This window comes from Pantoea sp. y20, from assembly GCF_054903455.1.
In genome coordinates this window covers 732489-750473 of the sequence record NZ_CM142816.1, presented here as the reverse complement: position 1 = coordinate 750473, position 17985 = coordinate 732489, and the positions used below count along the sequence as shown (strand labels likewise).

Below are 17985 nucleotides of genomic sequence, written 5' to 3'. Positions count from 1 at the left end.
AAATAGTACGGTGCGCTAACTGGGATCTTATTTATAATTTTGTGCGGATATTCCGAGGTGTAACGCTTTCCGCATCAACTGATAAAACATATGTCAAATCAATAGGATTTTTACAGATAAGGAAATGCGGGCATTGGTAAAAGGATAAAAAAACGGCCCCCGCAGGAGCCGTTAATGGGTAGCCAATTGGAATCAGCCTTTAATTTGCGCGTGCATTTCCTGCACCGAAATTACCTGCTCTGTCGGATCCGCGTTCAGCGCCATCGCTGTGGCAAAACCGCCGTTCAGCGTGGTGTCGTAATGCACTTTGTACTGCAGCGCGCTACGACGAATCAGCTTGGAGTCTTCAATCGCCTGACGTCCCGCCGTGGTGTTGACGATGTAGGTATATTCGCCATTCTTCAGGCGATCCTGAATGTGCGGACGACCTTCATGCACCTTGTTTACCAGACGTGGATTGATGCCCGCTTCGCCCAGCACCACTGCGGTACCGTGTGTCGCATCCAGCTCGAAACCAAACTTCTGCAGTTTTGCCGCCAGGTCGACGATACGTTTCTTATCGCCTTCACGCACTGACAGCAACGCGCGACCGGTTTTCTTCATGTTGCTCTGGGCACCCAGCATCGCTTTGGCGAAGGCTTCAGCGAAGGTGCGACCGACGCCCATCACTTCACCGGTAGAGCGCATCTCTGGGCCGAGAATCGGGTCAACGCCTGGGAACTTGTTGAACGGCAGCACCACTTCTTTCACCGAGTAATACGGTGGAATCACTTCTTTAGTGACGCCCTGCTCAGCCAGCGTTTTACCTGCCATCACGCGCGCGGCAACCTTCGCCAGCGCCACGCCAGTGGCTTTCGACACGAACGGCACGGTACGCGCGGCACGTGGATTCACCTCAATCAGGTAAACTTCATTGTCCTTCACCGCGAACTGCACGTTCATCAGGCCACGTACGTTCAGCTCGAAGGCCAGTTTTTCCACCTGCTGACGCATCACGTTCTGGATTTCAGTGCTCAGCGTGTAGGCCGGCAGTGAACACGCGGAGTCACCGGAGTGCACGCCCGCCTGCTCGATGTGCTCCATGATGCCGCCAATCAGCACGCGCTCGCCGTCGCAAATCGCATCGACATCCACTTCAACCGCGTCGTCGAGGAAGCGATCCAGCAGCACTGGCGCATCGTTAGACACCGATACAGCGGTCTGGAAGTAACGCTTCAGGTCGATTTCGTCGTAAACGATCTCCATCGCGCGGCCGCCCAGCACATAAGAAGGACGCACCACCAGCGGATAACCGATCCCAGCCGCTTTCTCAACGGCCTGTTCCAGCGTGGCAACGGTGGCGTTAGCCGGCTGCTTCAGGCTCAGGCGATCAACCGCCTGCTGGAAACGCTCACGGTCTTCTGCACGGTCAATCGAGTCCGGGCTGGTACCAATCACCGGCACGCCAGCCGCTTCCAGCGCGCGTGCCAGTTTCAGCGGCGTCTGGCCGCCGTACTGTACGATGACGCCTTTCGGCTTCTCGATACGCACGATTTCCAGCACATCTTCCAGCGTGACCGGCTCGAAGTACAGGCGATCCGAGGTGTCGTAGTCGGTTGAGACGGTTTCCGGGTTACAGTTGACCATGATGGTCTCGTAACCGTCTTCACGCAGCGCCAGCGCCGCATGCACGCAGCAGTAATCAAACTCGATGCCCTGGCCGATACGGTTTGGACCGCCGCCCAGAATCATGATTTTTTCACGATCCTGGTTTGGATTGGCTTCGCACTCTTCCTCGTAAGTTGAGTACATATAGGCGGTGTCGGTGGCGAATTCAGCCGCGCAGGTATCAACGCGTTTATAAACCGGATGCAGGTTAAATTGCTGACGCAGCTTACGGATTTCGCCTTCAGATACGCCCGCCAGCGCGGCCAGACGGACATCAGCAAAGCCTTTACGCTTCAGCGCGCGCAGGAACTCCGCGTTCAGCGAGTTCACACCTTCGCGTTCAACCTGCTCTTCCAGACGCACCAGCTCTTCAATCTGCACCAGGAACCAGCGATCAATGTTGGTGAGGTTGAACACACCATCAACTGACATGCCGGCGCGGAACGCATCGGCGATGTACCAGATACGGTCAGAACCGGCATCTTTCAGTTCGCGGCGAATGCGCGTTAACGCTTCTGGATCGTCGAGGCTGACTTTCGGGTCGAAACCGTTGGCACCGACTTCCAGACCGCGCAGCGCTTTCTGCATCGATTCCTGGAAGGTGCGGCCAATCGCCATCACTTCACCGACCGATTTCATCTGCGTGGTCAGACGATCGTTGGCACCGGCGAACTTCTCGAAGTTGAAGCGAGGAATCTTGGTAACAACGTAGTCGATAGAGGGTTCGAACGACGCAGGCGTTAAGCCGCCGGTGATGTCGTTCATCAGCTCATCAAGGGTAAAGCCCACCGCCAGTTTCGCCGCCACTTTGGCAATCGGGAAGCCGGTCGCTTTTGAAGCCAGCGCTGACGAACGCGATACGCGCGGGTTCATTTCGATGACGATCATACGGCCATCTTTCGGATTCACCGAGAACTGCACGTTCGAACCACCGGTTTCGACACCGATTTCACGCAGTACCGCCAGCGAGGCGTTACGCATGATTTGATACTCTTTGTCGGTCAGAGTTTGCGCGGGCGCCACGGTGATAGAGTCACCGGTGTGGATGCCCATTGCATCGAAGTTTTCGATCGAGCAGACGATGATACAGTTGTCGTTTTTATCGCGTACCACTTCCATCTCGTACTCTTTCCAGCCAATCAGCGACTCATCAATCAGCAGCTCATTGGTTGGCGACAAGTCCAGACCGCGTTCGCAAATCTCTTCGAACTCTTCGCGGTTATAGGCGATACCGCCGCCAGTGCCGCCCATCGTAAAGGAAGGGCGGATGATGCACGGGAAGCCAACGTCTTCGGCCACCGCCAGCGCTTCTTCCATGGTATGCGCGATACCGGAACGTGCGGTGCCCAGACCAATGCTCTTCATCGCCACGTCGAAGCGACGACGATCTTCGGCTTTATCAATGGCATCGGCAGTTGCACCAATCATGGTAACGCCGAACTCAGCCAGCACGCCCTGACGCTCCAGCTCCAGCGCACAGTTCAGCGCTGTCTGGCCGCCCATGGTTGGCAGCACCGCATCCGGACGCTCTTTTTCGATAATCTTGCGTACCACTTCCCAGTGAATCGGCTCGATGTAAGTCGCATCGGCCATTTCCGGGTCGGTCATAATGGTTGCCGGGTTCGAGTTCACCAGAATGACACGGTAGCCCTCTTCACGCAGCGCTTTACACGCCTGCGCACCGGAGTAGTCAAATTCACATGCCTGGCCGATAACGATCGGGCCAGCACCAAGAATCAGGATGGATTTTATGTCTGTACGTTTTGGCATCGTGGGCTCCTGATTACTTCGCGTTAGAACGGTATGCTTCGATCAGTTCGATAAAGTGATCGAACAGTGGCGCCGCATCGTGCGGGCCTGGGCTCGCTTCCGGGTGTCCCTGGAAGCTGAAGGCCGGTTTGTCAGTGCGATGAATGCCCTGCACGGTTTGGTCGAACAGCGACACATGCGTCACGCGCAGATTGGCCGGTAATTGGCTGTCATCAACCGCAAAACCGTGGTTCTGTGCGGTGATCATCACGGTGTTGTTATCAAGATCCTTCACCGGATGGTTGCCGCCGTGGTGGCCGAGTTTCATCTTGATGGTTTTGGCGCCGCTCGCCAGCGCTAACAGCTGGTGCCCAAGGCAGATACCGAATACCGGAACATCGGTTTTCAGGAACGCCTGAATGGCGTTAATGGCGTAGTCGCATGGCTCCGGGTCGCCAGGACCGTTCGACAGGAAAATACCGTCTGGATTAAGTGCCAGAACCTCTTCTGCCGAAGTTTGCGCCGGCACGACCGTCAGGCGGCAGCCGCGATCCACCAGCATACGCAGGATGTTGCGCTTAGCGCCGTAATCGTACGCCACCACATGGAACGGCAGCTCTTCCGCCGTTTTCTGCTCCGGCAGGTCACCTTCCAGTGTCCAGCTACCTTGCTGCCACGCGTAGGTTTCCGCGGTGGTCACTTCTTTCGCCAGATCCATGCCTTTCAAGCCCGGGAACGCCTGCGCTTTCTGCAGCGCCAGTGCGGCATCCGGATTATCACCCGCAATAATGCAGCCGCTCTGTGCACCCTTCTCGCGCAGCAAACGGGTCAGTTTACGCGTGTCGATATCGGCGATGCCAACGATGTTATTGCGCTGCAGGTAAGCTGCCAGACTTTCTTCGCTGCGGAAGTTGCTGGTAATCAGCGGCAGATCGCGAATAACGAGGCCTTGAGCATGGATTTGGCTGGATTCTTCATCGGCGGCGTTAACGCCAACATTGCCGATATGGGGATAAGTGAGGGTAACGATTTGGCGGGAATAGGAAGGATCAGTGAGGATTTCTTGATAACCGGTCATTGAAGTGTTGAAAACAACTTCCCCCACTGCCGACCCCGTAGCCCCGATGGCCCGACCGTGGAATTGGGTTCCGTCTTCCAGAACCAAGAGCGCTGACTTAATCAAAACATCCTCCAGGGAATAAACAGTCACAATATTTGCATATTAATTCAAAAGGAGTACCAGAATCAATGCAAAACCCGCCTGAGTACTCGAATTTTGGCAAATTGCGCGCATTCTAATGATCGCCCCGCACCTTGTCTACAATATGTGGTTATTTTTTTGTATATTTCGGGCAACTGAATGTTAAAAACGGTGAAAGGCGATAAAAGAGTGAGACAACTCGGAAAAATAATCGGTTGCCTGACGGCGATAATGGCAAACTGGTGCTGGCGCGCATAAATTTTTGACCAAACGGTCAAAATTAGCCATCGCAAGCCTGATAATCACTCATCAACTTCGACAAATAAGCACTTCGAACCAATAATATAGCAAAATGGTCATTTACAGATAAAATAAAGGGCAATGATCACATTGCCCTAGTCAATCAAGGTCTTACCGATTGAAATAACCACATCACGATGGTTCACAACACTCACAACATCGATAAATCCAGCACATCACGCATGTCGTAAAGGCCAGATTTCTTGTTCTTTAACCAGCTTGCCGCTTTAACTGCACCATTTGCAAAGGTCATACGGCTGGAAGCCTTGTGGGTAATCTCTACGCGCTCACCAATATCTGCAAACATCGCGGTGTGTTCGCCGACGATATCACCAGCGCGCACGGTAGCAAATCCGATGGTTTGCGCTTTACGCTCACCGGTATGACCTTCACGGGCATACACCGCGTGCTCATCCAGATTCCACTTCATGGCATCGGCAATCGCTTCGCCCATCGCCAGCGCAGTACCTGATGGTGCATCAACTTTGTGACGATGGTGCGCTTCAACGATTTCAATGTCCGCGTAGTCGCCCATCACCTTCGCTGCCTGCTGCAGCAGATTCAGCACCAAGTTGACGCCCACGCTGAAGTTAGCGGCAAACACGATGCCAATCTCTTCAGCAGCCGCGCGAATCGCCGCTTTACCGGCTTCATCAAAACCGGTGGTACCGATCACCATCGCTTTGTTGTGCTGTCGGCAAAACGCCAGATACTCCAGCGTGCCTTCCGGACGGGTGAAATCGATCAGGACATCGAAGTCGTTAACCACCTTTTGCAGGTCGTCAGAGACGATCACGCCCGTTTTGCCGATGCCCGCCAGTTCGCCAGCATCTACGCCCAGCAATGACGAACCGCTACGCGCCAGTGCTGCGCCTAACGCAACACCTTCCGCCTGCTGTACGGCCTGAATCAAATTGCGTCCCATGCGACCCGGCGCACCAACGATAGCAATGCGGATTTCACTCATAATTATTCATTCCTGATACAAATCTATGCATGTAAAGCGTAAACAGGTTAACGGTCAGATAACAGTCACGCCACAACAATAAAGGGATATAAGAATTTTATGCCAGCCGCGAAACATTATCAGTAAAAGCAATCCCGCATGCTGGAAGCAGGATTTTCTACAGCGACAGGCAAAGAAAAGGCCGAACAATGTCGGCCTGATTTTACTGCGGTGTAAACCGCTTACTGCACGTTTCGCACGTCGACGCGCAGCTCTTTTGGCACTTCAAACACGATGTTCTCTTCACGGCCAATCAGCTCAATCGCCGCTTCACCGCCGAGCTCACGCAGACGTTGAATCACCTGTTGCACCAGAATATCAGGAGCAGAAGCGCCCGCTGTTACGCCGATGACCTGCTTGTCTTTGACCCACTCTTCCTGGATGTCATCAGCCGAATCAATCAGCTTCGCCAGCTTACCAGCACGCTGCGCCAGTTCGGCCAGACGGTTCGAGTTAGAGGAGTTTTTCGATCCCACTACCAGCACCACTTCAGCATCACGCGCTAAGACGCGTACCGCTTCCTGACGGTTGGTGGTGGCGTAGCAGATGTCATCTTTACGTGGACCGATAATCGCCGGGAAGCGCTGACGCAGTGCATCAATCACGTCCGAAGTATCATCGACTGAAAGTGTGGTCTGCGTCATAAAGCACAGGTTGCTCTCATCTTTGACGTTCAGCTTGAACACATCTTCCGGCGATTCCACCAGATACATGCCGCCGTTAGGATTGCTGTACTGGCCCATGGTGCCTTCCACTTCCGGATGCCCCGCGTGACCAATAAGAATCGCTTCAACACCTTTACGGCTAGCGCGCGCCACTTCCATATGCACTTTGGTCACCAGCGGACAGGTCGCATCAAACAGCATGGTGAGGTTACGCGCTTTGGCTTCGGCGCGAACCGCTTGCGATACGCCGTGCGCGGAGAAGATCAGAATGGCGTTATCCGGCACTTCAGCGATCTCTTCAATGAAGATCGCCCCACGTTCGCGTAAGCTACTCACCACGTAGCGGTTATGCACCACTTCGTGACGCACGTAGATGGGCGCGCCGTACATCTCCAGCGCGCGCTCAACGATGCTGATGGCGCGATCAACGCCTGCGCAAAAACCGCGTGGGTTAGCTAACAGGATTTGCATCGTTGGCCTCCAGCGCCGGATCAATCTCCAGCACTTCAATGTCAAACTGAATGCGCTGGCCCGCCAGCGGATGGTTGAAGTCTACGGTGATCGAGTCACCGGAAACTTCACGGATCACGCCAGGCATTTCGCTGCCGCCGCGGCCGCTGAACAGCATGATGGCACCCACTTCCGGCTCGCCCGCATCGTTAAAGTCACGACGTGAGAAGTACTGAACCAGATCCGGGCTGGTGCCGCCAAACGCATCTTCCGGCTCCAGCGTAAATGCGTGCTTGTCGCCCACTTTACGCCCGAGTAGCTGCTGTTCCAGCGCACCCGACAGGCTGCCATCACCCAGACGGAACAGCGCAGGTTTGCCGTTGGCGCGCGTGGATTCGGCCGTCGAGCCATCCTCCAGCTTCAGCGTAAAATGCACCAGCAACGCGCTATCGCGCTGAACTAAGTCTGTCATCAGTTACCCTTTCTGTTTAGCCGGTTTGCCGTTCGGGCTGAGAAAACCTTCCAGCACCACCAGCGCCGCGCCGATGCAGATGGCACAGTCGGCGATGTTAAAGGTCGCGAAGTGCCAGTCACCGACATAGAAGTCGATAAAATCGACCACAAAACCGTGATACGAACGGTCAAACAGGTTACCCAACGCCCCGCCGATAATCAGCGCGTAGGCAATATTGGTTAATTTGTTGCTGGCAGCGTTGCGATACATCATCACCAACAGCGCCACCACGATAGCAATGGCGATGCCGGCGAAGAACCAGCGCTGCCAGCCGCCTTTGTCGGCCAGGAAGCTGAACGCCGCGCCATAATTATGTGCGTAGAACAGGTTCAGGAACGGCATCAGCGGCTGCGTTTCATGCAGCATCATGTTGTTGATGACCCACATCTTGCTGCCAAAATCGATGGCAATCACCACCAGCACCAGCCAAAGCCAGCGCAAACCGGTTGAAGAGAGCGCTTTACTCATCAGGCAAATTTCCGCTGTTCGCCATTGCCGGCGACGTTGGTGTAGCAACGACCACACACCGCAGCATGCTCCGGGTTCTGGCCAACGTCAGTAGTGTAATGCCAGCAGCGCGGACATTTCTCGCCTTCTGCTTTGTGCAGCGCGATTTTCAGACCTTTGAACAGCTCGCTCTGCTGCGCTTCATCGCTGGCAGTGGCGTAATCCGCCACGGTCGCGCCTGAAGTTAACAGCACGAAACGCAGCTCATCGCCCAGCGCCTGCAGCTTGGCTGCCAGCTCGGCATCCGCATACAGCGTCACCGTCGCTTCCAGCGCACCGCCGATGCGTTTGTCGCTACGCGCTTGCTCAATCACCTTGTTCACTTCACCGCGGACTTTCAGCACATCATCCCAATAAGCATCGTTCAGCGTTTCGTTATCTGCCAGACCAAACAGATCCTGATACCACTCTTCGGTGAACACGTACTTCGCGCGCTCGCCCGGCAGGTAGCCCCAGATTTCGTCTGCGGTGAAGGACATGATTGGCGCCATCCAGCGCACCAGCGCTTCAACGATGTGCCACAGCGCGGTTTGGCAGCTGCGACGCGCCAGGCTGTCGCCTTTCGCGGTGTACTGACGATCTTTGATCACATCGAGATAGAACGAGCCCATTTCGATTGAGCAGAAGTGCATCAGACGCTGCACCACTTCGTGGAAATCGTAGTTTTCGTAGGAGTGCACGATATCCTGCTGCGCTGCCAGCGCACGGCCAACCGCCCAGCGATCCACCACCACCATCTCTTCCGGCTTGACGCAATCGGTCGCCGGGTTAAAGCCAGCAAGGTTTGCCAGCAGGAAACGCGCGGTGTTACGGATACGACGATAGCTGTCTGCGGCACGCTTCAGGATTTCGTCGGAAACCGCCATCTCACCGGAATAATCGGTAGAAGCGACCCACAGACGCAGAATGTCCGCACCCAGCTTATCCATCACATCCTGCGGCGCCACGGTGTTGCCGATCGATTTCGACATCTTGCGGCCCTGACCATCCACGGTGAAACCGTGCGTCAGTACCTGACGATAAGGCGCTTTGCCTTTCATCGCCGTGGAGATCATCAGAGAAGACATGAACCAGCCGCGATGCTGATCCGAACCTTCCAGGTACATATCTGGCGTATGGCCGCCGAATTCAGGACGCGCATCCACCACCGCGTAGCTGGTTGATCCGGAGTCGAACCAGACATCTAAGGTGTCTGGCACTTTGACGTAATGGTCAGCGTCGTCGCCCATCAGGTCGCGCGGATCGAGATCCCACCACGCCTGAATGCCGTCCTGCTCAACCCGTTTCGCGACTTTCTCCATCAGCTCCAGCGTATCCGGATGCAGCTGCTCGCTCTCTTTATGCACGAACAGCGCCATCGGCACGCCCCACGTACGCTGACGTGAGATACACCAGTCCGGACGGTTCGCTACCATCGCTTCGATACGCGCCTGGCCCCAATCCGGGATCCACTGCACGCCTTTGATCTCTTTCAGCGACTGCGCACGCAGGCCTTTCTGATCCATGCTGATGAACCATTGTGGCGTGGCACGGAAGATGATTGGCGTTTTATGACGCCAGCAGTGCGGGTAGCTGTGCAGCAGTTTCTCAACGTGCAGCAGCGCGCCCTTCTCTTTCAGCAGCTCAACGATCATGTCGTTGGCTTTAAAGACGTTTACGCCATCCAGCGTCGGGTAGGTGCCTGGCAGATACGCGCCATCCGGCCCCACCGGATTGGCGGTTTCCAGACCGTATTTCTGACCGATAACATAGTCATCCGGGCCATGGCCTGGTGCGGTATGTACCGCACCGGTACCGGCTTCCAGCGTCACGTGCTCACCCAATACCACTTTCGATTGGATCTGCTCGAGGAACGGATGCTGGAACAGCTGCAGCTCCAGCGCCGCGCCGTTGCATTCGCCCAGCACGGTCCAGTCGCTGATGCCCGCGCGCTTCATCACGCTCTCAACCATCTCTTTGGCGAGAATCAGGCTGCGACCGTCGATCTGCAGCAGCTGGTATTCAAATTCAGGATGCAGCGAGATACCGCGGTTGGCTGGCATGGTCCACGGCGTGGTGGTCCAGATCACCAGTGAAACCGGGCCTTCTGAAGCAGCGACGCCAAACTTCGCGCGCACCGCATCGGCATCCACGGCATTGAACATCACATCGATGGATGGCGAAGTTTTGTCGTAATACTCCACTTCCGCTTCAGCCAGCGCCGAACGGCAATCCATGCACCAGTGCACCGGCTTAGCGCCTTTGTGCAGATGGCCGTTGCCGATGATTTTACCCAGCGCACGGATGATGTTGGCTTCGGTCTGGAAATTCATCGTCAGATAAGGACGATCCCAGTCACCGAGCACGCCGAGGCGGATGAAGTCATTTTTCTGGCCTTCAACCTGCTCTGCCGCATATTGGCGGCAAGCGGCACGGAATTCAGACGCGCTCACTTTTTCGCCCGGCTTACCAATCATCTGTTCAACTTTGTGCTCAATCGGCAAGCCGTGGCAGTCCCAACCTGGAACGTACGGCGAGTCGTAGCCCGCCATGCCTTTCGACTTAACGATAATGTCTTTCAGAATCTTGTTAACTGAGTGACCAATATGAATGCTGCCGTTCGCATAAGGAGGGCCATCGTGCAAAATAAAGGTTTTTTTCCCTTTTTTGGCTTCGCGGATGATGCCGTACAGGTTGTCATCATACCAACGTTGCAGCATTCCCGGTTCACGCTTGGCCAGATCGCCACGCATCGGGAACCCCGTTTCCGGCAAATTCAGGGTAGATTTATAGTCACTCATCAGATTCTCGATTCCGTATTTCGGTCATTAAACCGGTGTTTTTAGCCCAAAGAATTGGCGGGCTGTCACCACATCTTTCGCAATTTGTTCTTTCAGCGCGTCCAGCGAAGCGAAACGCTGTTCATCGCGAATCTTCTGTTTCAGCACCACTTCAATGTGACGCCCATAGAGATTCATATGTGTGTCGAGCAGATGAACTTCAAGCTGCTGACGTAAACCTTTTACCGTTGGGCGCGTACCAATATTGGCCACGCCGGGCAGCGGCTGATCGCCAAGGCCCAACACTGCCACCGCAAACACGCCTTTAACCGGCGTAACGGTGCGACGCAAAGGGAGATTAGCCGTTGGGAAACCGATGGTGCGCCCGAGTGCATCGCCGTGCACTACGCGGCCTGAGATGCTGAACGGATGGCCCAGCAGCGCTTCGGCTTGCGCAAAATCATCCTGCGCCAGCGCCTGACGAACGGCGGTGCTGCTGATGCGCTTGCCGCTGTCACAATAGGTCTGGGTGCTGATAACCTCAAAGCCATACTCCGCACCGGCTTTCTGTAATAACAGGAAATCCCCCTGGCGACCAGCGCCGAAGCGGAAATCATCGCCTACGGCCAGGAACTTGACGTTGAGCTTGTCTACCAGCAATTCGGAAATAAAACTCTGCGCCGAATGCGCAGCGAAGCGACGATCAAAACGTACGCAGAGTACGGCATCAACGCCCGCTTGTTCGAGGTACTTCAGCTTTTCACGCAAACGCGTAAGGCGCGCCGGGGCTTTGTCGCCGGCAAACAGCTCAAGCGGTTGTGGCTCAAATACCATCACCACCACCGGCAGATTGCGTTTTCGTCCTTCGGCAATCAGCTGCGCCATCAAAGCCTGGTGGCCGCGATGTACGCCGTCGAAATTGCCAATGGTCAGGACGCAGCCGCGATGCTGCTCTTTCAGATTATAAATACCGCGGATAAACTTCATGGCTGACTCAAACCGGTGGAAATCGGCGGATTATACCCTTGAATGGCGTTTAGGTTAACCCGTATACGTGCCTTTCCTGCTTCTGGCGCGGCTTATTCCACGCGTGGGCAATTGCTTAGCAAGGATCTGAAGATTTTTGCTGCGAAATACTGTATTCAACGCCGCGTTGCTGGTAGAATCCTGCGCCATCAATTACGTAATCGAGTGTTGTTTTTAAAACGACGCTTATTTGCACAAATCCATTGACATAAGAAGGCGCAAAAGGCATAGTCCTCGGCCTTTGATTTGTCCATATAGATCACATTTGGGAGTTGGACCTTGGCTAATATCAAATCAGCTAAGAAACGCGCCGTAACATCTGAGAAACGTCGCAAGCATAACGCAAGCAACCGTTCAATGATGCGTACTTTCATCAAGAAAGTATACGCGGCTATCGCAACAGGCGACAAAGCTGCTGCGCAGAACGCATTCAACGAAATGCAACCACTCGTGGACCGTCAGGCTGCTAAAGGTCTGATCCACAAAAACAAAGCTGCACGTCATAAAGCAAACCTGACTGCTCAGATCAACAAACTGGCTTAATCGCCCGTCTGTTAATCGCTTTGTAAAAAAGAACCGGCGTTTAGCCGGTTTTTTTATGCCTGCAATTCAGGGGTAAACAGCGCACTAAAGTCGCGATGGCAGATCCGCTGTACCGCCGGATGCTGAATCATCCGTTCGGCAAAGATCACGTGATACTCCTCCATCACCGCATCCAACCGCCCAATCTCTTTGATGGCGTCATCCCGGTAAATCTCGTCGCCATACAGCGTCGGAGCCACAAATATCGCGTTGTTAAGCGCACCAAAAGCTTTCATTAATGCCGCATCATCAAACTCGCCCAGAATCTCCACTTGCAATCCCTGGCTGTGAATCCAGTTCAGCAGTTTACGACCCAGCATCGAGCGACGCCCCGGAATCAGCAAACGCCGCTCTTCCAGGCTGGCAGGAAACGGCAGCGTCGGTAACGGTGTGTTGCACCAGAAGCTGATCGGACACTCGCCCAGCTTGACCGAAAACAGCCCTTCCTGCTGAGTCGAATCAATTGGGCAATCGGAAAGAATCATATCCAGCTTGTGCTGGCTTAACTGTTCCAGCAGCATCTCGTGCGTTGATTCAAAGCAGCGCAGATGGATTCCCTCTTCAGCCACCACCGCAGCCTGCAGCACCTTGCTCACCAGTTGCTTAGACAAGGCATCCGCTACGCCAACATCAAACAGCAGATGCGACTCTTTGCGGTAGTTAACGATATCGAGCATCTCCTGGCTCAGCATGAACATGCGGTCGGCATAGCGGAACACCAGCTGACCAAGCTCCGTCGGCACTAAACCGCGCCCCTGACGACGAAACAGCACGCCGCCGAGTTGCTCTTCCAGCGATTTAATCTGGCCAGTAACCGTCTGTGGCGCCAGGCACAGCACATCCGCCGCGCGCACTACCGAACCGGTTTTACACACCTGCCAGAAATAGTAGAGATGATTAAAGTTGAGCTGATTCATCGGCAAAAAAGGAGGCTTTCGCCCCCTTCCTCTTTTAACGCAATTTGATGCGCAGCAGCGTGTAACCAATCACCGCTGAGAGCAGCGAGCCACTGAGAATCCCCAGCTTGGAGAAGGTCACCAGTTGCTCATGGGCGGCATCAAACGCCAGCGAACTGATAAAGATCGACATGGTGAAGCCGATACCGCACAGCACACCAATCGCCATGATATCGCGTATCGTGGTGCCCGCCGGCAACACCGCCAGCCGCCACTTCACCGCCAGCCAGCAGAACAGCGTGATACCCAACGGTTTACCAATCAGCAAGCCGAGAATGATGCCCAGCGGCTCTGGCGACAGCGTATCCATAAAGGTAATGCCGCTCAGCGAAATGCCGGCGTTGGCAAAAGCGAACAGCGGCAGAATCAGCCAGTTTACCCACGGCATTAAACCATGCGCCAGGTGCTCGGCTGGAGAGTGGCCGTTCTTCTCTTCCAGCGGCACGAAGAAGCCAACAATCACGCCCGCTAACGTTGCGTGCACACCCGATTTGAGCACCGCCGTCCACAGCACAATGCCGACCAACATATAGATGGCAATGTTACGCACGCCACAACGATTGAGAATCGCCAGCAGCACAATCGCACCTGCCGCCACGCTCAGCGACAGCACGGAGAGATCGCTGGTATAGAACAGCGCGATAATCACGATAGCGCCGAGATCATCAATAATCGCCAGCGCCATCAGGAACACTTTCAGCGCGGTTGGCACGCGGCTGCCCAACAGTGCCAGCACGCCCAAAGCAAAGGCGATATCAGTAGCAGTAGGAATTGCCCAGCCGTTACGTGCAATAGGATCGCCATGATTGAGCAGCAGGAAAATCAGTCCCGGCATAACCATGCCGCCAATTGCCGCAATCACCGGGAAAATGGCGCGATCGCGGCTGGCGAGTTCACCGGTGATCAGTTCACGTTTCACTTCCAAACCAATTAACAGGAAAAACAGCGCCATCATGGCATCGTTGATCCACAGCAGCAGGTTTTTGCTGATGTCTAATGCACCGAAGCGAATCTGCACCGGTTCGGCGAGAAACGATTGATAAGCTTGAGCGGTTTCCGCGCTGTTAGCCAAAATCATTGCCGCGACGGCCGCCAGAATCAGCACCATGCCGTTGCTGGCATCGCTGGCAATAAAGCTTTTCAGTAAGCTTCGAAGAGAACGGGGTTTGTTCACAACTCCTCCTGAGTAGAGACATTTAGGCTGAGAAGTGTAGCGACTCAAACACCTCGTTAAAAGCAGCTTATGTCTCGTTAACGACTCGATAATACCGATGCATTACGAAACGGTTTCTGCTTTTATCTCACGCCAGGCAGATTGAGCTTATATCAGGAGCGACGCGTTGGCGGGAAAACATAAAAAAAGCGGAGAGTTTCCTCTCCGCTTTATTAAGCATGCCAGACGGGATTAACGTGTTAAATCGTCAAAAAACTTCTTCACGCCGTCGAGGAAGCTTTTGGAGCGCGGGCTGTTTTTCTCACCGCTCGGGCCGCCAAAACTCTCTTCCAGTTCACGCAGTAACGCTTTCTGTTTGTCATTGAGGCTAACTGGCGTTTCCACCACCACACGACACAGCAAATCGCCTACCGCACCACCACGCACCGATTTCACGCCTTTACCGCGCATGCGGAACAGCTTGCCAGTTTGCGTTTCAGAAGGCACTTTCAGGTTCACACGTCCATCAAGCGTCGGCACTTCAATCTCGCCACCTAATGCTGCCATCGCAAAGTTAATCGGCACTTCGCAATATAGGTTGTTATCTTCACGCTCGAAGATCGGGTGCTTTTTCACCGAAACCTGAACGTACAGATCGCCCGCTGGTGCGCCCTGTTCGCCCGCTTCACCTTCGCCGGTCAGACGAATGCGATCGCCGGTATCCACGCCTGCTGGAATTTTCACCGACAGGGTTTTACTGCGCTCAACGCGACCGTGACCATGACAAGCATTGCAAGGATCTTTGATCACTGAACCGCGACCGTGACAGGTCGGACACGCCTGCTGCACGGTGAAGAAGCCCTGACGCATCTGCACCTGGCCTGCGCCATGACAGGTATGGCAGGTCTGCGGTTTGGTCCCCGGTTTCGCGCCGCTGCCGTGGCAGACATCGCACTCTTCCAGTGTTGGAATGCGGATCTCTTTGGTCACGCCGCGTACCGCTTCTTCCAGCGTTAGCTCCATGTTGTAGCGTAAATCGGCGCCACGTGCGGCACGCTGACGGCGGCCACCACCAAAAATATCGCCAAATACGTCGCCAAAGATATCGCTGAAGTCGGCACCGCCGCCGCCGAAGCCACCACCGCCGCCCATGCCGCCTTGTTCAAAGGCTGCGTGACCATATTGGTCGTAGGCCGCACGCTTCTGTGCGTCGGTCAGAATTTCGTAGGCTTCCTTAATTTCTTTAAACTTCGCTTCGGCTTCTTTATTGTCCGGATTACGGTCCGGATGGTATTTCATCGCCAGGCGCTTATAAGCCTTTTTGATTTCACGCTCATCTGCGGATTTAGAGACGCCTAAGATCTCGTATAAATCACTCTTAGCCATATTTGTTCTGCCCTTAACATGATCGCACGGGCGTGGAGAGATCTCCTACGCCCGTGCTGGTTTCAACGGCTGTCAGGCCAGCCGTCGCGCCCGGTCAGGGGCAATTATTTTTTGTCTTTAACTTCTTCGAACTCAGCGTCGACAACGTCGTCTTCTTTCTGTGCAGAAGCATCGCCTGCATCAGCTGCCTGACCCTGCTGCTGTGCCAGCTCCATCAGTTTGCTGGACACTTCCATCAATGCCTGCATTTTGGCTTCGATTTCTGCTTTGTCTTCGCCTTTCAGCGCGGTGTTCAGCTCGGTCAACGCAGCTTCGATTGGCGCTTTGTCGTCAGCAGACAGTTTGTCGCCCGCTTCGTCCAGCTGCTTACGGGTGCTGTGCGAAATCTGATCGCCCTGGTTACGGGTCTGAACCAGCTCTTCGAACTTGCGGTCAGACTCGGCGTTCGCTTCCGCGTCACGCACCATTTTTTCGATCTCTTCTTCATTCAGACCAGAAGAAGCCTTGATGGTGATCTTCTGCTCTTTACCGCTGTTTTTGTCTTTCGCAGACACGTGCAGGATACCATCCGCATCGATATCGAAGGTGACTTCGATCTGCGGCATACCGCGCGGTGCAGCCTGGATACCGTCGAGGTTGAACTGGCCCAGGGATTTGTTATCACCTGAACGCTTACGCTCACCCTGCAGCACGTGAATCGTCACGGCAGACTGGTTATCTTCAGCGGTAGAGAACACCTGGCTGTGCTTGGTTGGGATGGTGGTGTTCTTGCTAATCAGCGAAGTCATCACGCCGCCCATGGTTTCGATACCCAGCGACAGCGGAGTCACGTCCAGCAGCAGAACGTCTTTCACTTCACCCGCCAACACGCCGCCCTGAACCGCAGCACCCACGGCTACCGCTTCATCCGGGTTCACATCTTTACGTGGCTCTTTACCAAAGAACTCAGTCACTTTGGCCTGAACCATTGGCATACGCGTTTGACCGCCCACCAGGATCACGTCGTTGATGTCTGAAACAGACAGACCTGCATCTTGCAGAGCCACTTTCAACGGCTCGATAGAGCGAGAAACCAAGTCTTCAACCAGTGATTCCAGTTTCGCACGTGTTACTTTGATGTTCAGGTGCTTAGGACCGGTCGCATCCGCCGTGATGTACGGCAGGTTAACGTCGGTCTGCTGTGCTGAAGACAGCTCGATCTTGGCTTTCTCTGCCGCTTCTTTCAGACGCTGCATGGCCAGCGGATCGTTGTGCAGATCGATGCCCTGATCTTTCTTAAATTCAGCCACCAGATAGTTAATCAGACGGCTATCGAAGTCTTCACCACCAAGGTGGGTATCACCGTTGGTTGCCAGAACTTCAAAGGTTTTCTCGCCATCAACGTCATCGATCTCAATGATTGAGATATCGAAAGTACCGCCGCCCAGGTCGTATACCGCGATGGTGCGGTTGCCCTGACCTTTATCCAGGCCGTAAGCCAGTGCAGCTGCGGTTGGTTCGTTGATGATACGTTTTACTTCCAGACCCGCGATACGGCCGGCGTCTTTGGTCGCCTGACGCTGCGCATCGTTGAAGTAAGCTGGAACAGTAATAACCGCTTCAGTGACGGCTTCACCGAGGAAATCTTCCGCGGTTTTCTTCATCTTTTTCAGCACTTCAGCAGAAATCTGCGGCGGTGCCATTTTCTGGCCTTTTACGTCCAGCCATGCGTCGCCGTTATCTGCGCCGATGATTTTGTACGGCATAATTTTAATATCACGCTGTACTTCTTCGTCCTGGAAGCGACGGCCAATCAGGCGCTTGATCGCAAACAGGGTGTTCTGCGGGTTGGTCACAGACTGACGTTTAGCCGGTTGACCCACCAGAGTTTCGCCATCCTGTGCATACGCAATGATCGACGGCGTGGTGCGATCGCCTTCGGCGTTTTCCAGTACGCGTGCTTTACCACCATCCATAACTGCAACACATGAGTTGGTTGTACCCAAGTCAATACCAATAATCTTGCCCATCTAAACGTCTCCTACTTAAATTCTTTGCCAATTTGGGTTGTGAAACAGAGATGCGGTCAAACTGACCACTTTCAA

13 protein-coding genes are annotated in these 17985 nt (G+C 54.5%); 1 reads left to right on the top strand and 12 read right to left on the bottom strand.

What is annotated here, in order from left to right; genetic code table 11:
* Nucleotides 1-192: 192 nt before the first annotated feature.
* The 8 genes from carB to ribF all read right to left on the bottom strand — a co-directional run bounded on the left by carB (nt 193) and on the right by ribF (nt 11785).
* Complete coding sequence (gene carB, locus ACYAC5_RS03370) at nt 193-3417, bottom strand: carbamoyl-phosphate synthase large subunit (RefSeq protein WP_101762143.1); 3225 nt, start codon at nt 3415-3417, stop codon at nt 193-195.
* Nucleotides 3418-3430: 13 nt separating this feature from the next.
* Nucleotides 3431-4579: a glutamine-hydrolyzing carbamoyl-phosphate synthase small subunit gene (gene carA, locus ACYAC5_RS03365; RefSeq protein WP_309835968.1), complete on the bottom strand. Its 1149-nt coding sequence runs from the start codon at nt 4577-4579 to the stop codon at nt 3431-3433.
* Nucleotides 4580-5048: 469 nt separating this feature from the next.
* Complete coding sequence (gene dapB, locus ACYAC5_RS03360; RefSeq protein ID WP_008108654.1) at nt 5049-5864, bottom strand: 4-hydroxy-tetrahydrodipicolinate reductase; 816 nt, start codon at nt 5862-5864, stop codon at nt 5049-5051.
* A 221-nt stretch (nt 5865-6085) separates the two neighbouring features.
* Nucleotides 6086-7039 (bottom strand): 4-hydroxy-3-methylbut-2-enyl diphosphate reductase, encoded by a 954-nt coding sequence (gene ispH / locus ACYAC5_RS03355; RefSeq protein WP_064737614.1) that lies wholly within the window; start codon nt 7037-7039, stop codon nt 6086-6088.
* Complete coding sequence (gene fkpB / locus ACYAC5_RS03350; protein WP_101762146.1) at nt 7020-7490, bottom strand: FKBP-type peptidyl-prolyl cis-trans isomerase; 471 nt, start codon at nt 7488-7490, stop codon at nt 7020-7022. The genes ispH and fkpB overlap by 20 nt, the downstream gene beginning before the upstream one ends.
* Nucleotides 7491-7493: 3 nt before the next feature.
* Nucleotides 7494-8000 carry a signal peptidase II gene (gene lspA / locus ACYAC5_RS03345; protein ID WP_101762147.1) on the bottom strand — a complete coding sequence of 169 codons (507 nt, stop codon included), beginning with the start codon at nt 7998-8000 and terminating at the stop codon, nt 7494-7496.
* A complete protein-coding gene (gene ileS / locus ACYAC5_RS03340) occupies nt 8000-10819 on the bottom strand; it encodes an isoleucine--tRNA ligase (protein ID WP_192412412.1) in 2820 nt (939 codons plus the stop codon). Before ileS ends, lspA begins: the two co-directional genes overlap by 1 nt.
* Nucleotides 10820-10846: 27 nt before the next feature.
* Nucleotides 10847-11785 carry a bifunctional riboflavin kinase/FAD synthetase gene (gene ribF, locus ACYAC5_RS03335; RefSeq protein ID WP_101762149.1) on the bottom strand — a complete coding sequence of 313 codons (939 nt, stop codon included), beginning with the start codon at nt 11783-11785 and terminating at the stop codon, nt 10847-10849.
* Nucleotides 11786-12103: 318 nt separating this feature from the next.
* On the opposite strand from ribF, the gene rpsT reads away from it, so the two are divergent.
* Entirely contained in the window at nt 12104-12367 is a 264-nt protein-coding gene (rpsT, locus tag ACYAC5_RS03330; RefSeq protein ID WP_036619798.1) for a 30S ribosomal protein S20, read from the top strand.
* 53 nt (nt 12368-12420) lie between these two features.
* Here rpsT and nhaR read toward each other — a convergent pair whose 3' ends face one another.
* The 4 genes from nhaR to dnaK form a co-directional block, all read right to left on the bottom strand.
* Entirely contained in the window at nt 12421-13323 is a 903-nt protein-coding gene (nhaR, locus tag ACYAC5_RS03325) for a transcriptional activator NhaR (protein WP_101762150.1), read from the bottom strand.
* A gap of 34 nt (nt 13324-13357) precedes the next feature.
* A complete protein-coding gene (gene nhaA / locus ACYAC5_RS03320; protein WP_210080887.1) occupies nt 13358-14536 on the bottom strand; it encodes a Na+/H+ antiporter NhaA in 1179 nt (392 codons plus the stop codon).
* Nucleotides 14537-14767: 231 nt separating this feature from the next.
* A complete protein-coding gene (dnaJ, locus tag ACYAC5_RS03315; protein ID WP_462062401.1) occupies nt 14768-15901 on the bottom strand; it encodes a molecular chaperone DnaJ in 1134 nt (377 codons plus the stop codon).
* A 104-nt stretch (nt 15902-16005) separates the two neighbouring features.
* On the bottom strand, nt 16006-17910 hold the full coding sequence (gene dnaK / locus ACYAC5_RS03310) for a molecular chaperone DnaK (protein WP_101762153.1): 1905 nt from the start codon (nt 17908-17910) through the stop codon (nt 16006-16008).
* Nucleotides 17911-17985: the final 75 nt, after the last annotated feature.

Coding starts and splice junctions, on each gene's coding strand:
- dapB (WP_008108654.1), bottom strand. CDS start 5,864: ATGAGTGAAATCCGCATTGCTATCGTTGGTGCGCCGGGTCGCATGGGA.
- ileS (WP_192412412.1), bottom strand. CDS start 10,819: ATGAGTGACTATAAATCTACCCTGAATTTGCCGGAAACGGGGTTCCCG.
- fkpB (WP_101762146.1), bottom strand. CDS start 7,490: ATGACAGACTTAGTTCAGCGCGATAGCGCGTTGCTGGTGCATTTTACG.
- carB (WP_101762143.1), bottom strand. CDS start 3,417: ATGCCAAAACGTACAGACATAAAATCCATCCTGATTCTTGGTGCTGGC.
- nhaR (WP_101762150.1), bottom strand. CDS start 13,323: ATGAATCAGCTCAACTTTAATCATCTCTACTATTTCTGGCAGGTGTGT.
- dnaJ (WP_462062401.1), bottom strand. CDS start 15,901: ATGGCTAAGAGTGATTTATACGAGATCTTAGGCGTCTCTAAATCCGCA.
- ribF (WP_101762149.1), bottom strand. CDS start 11,785: ATGAAGTTTATCCGCGGTATTTATAATCTGAAAGAGCAGCATCGCGGC.
- dnaK (WP_101762153.1), bottom strand. CDS start 17,910: ATGGGCAAGATTATTGGTATTGACTTGGGTACAACCAACTCATGTGTT.
- ispH (WP_064737614.1), bottom strand. CDS start 7,039: ATGCAAATCCTGTTAGCTAACCCACGCGGTTTTTGCGCAGGCGTTGAT.
- lspA (WP_101762147.1), bottom strand. CDS start 8,000: ATGAGTAAAGCGCTCTCTTCAACCGGTTTGCGCTGGCTTTGGCTGGTG.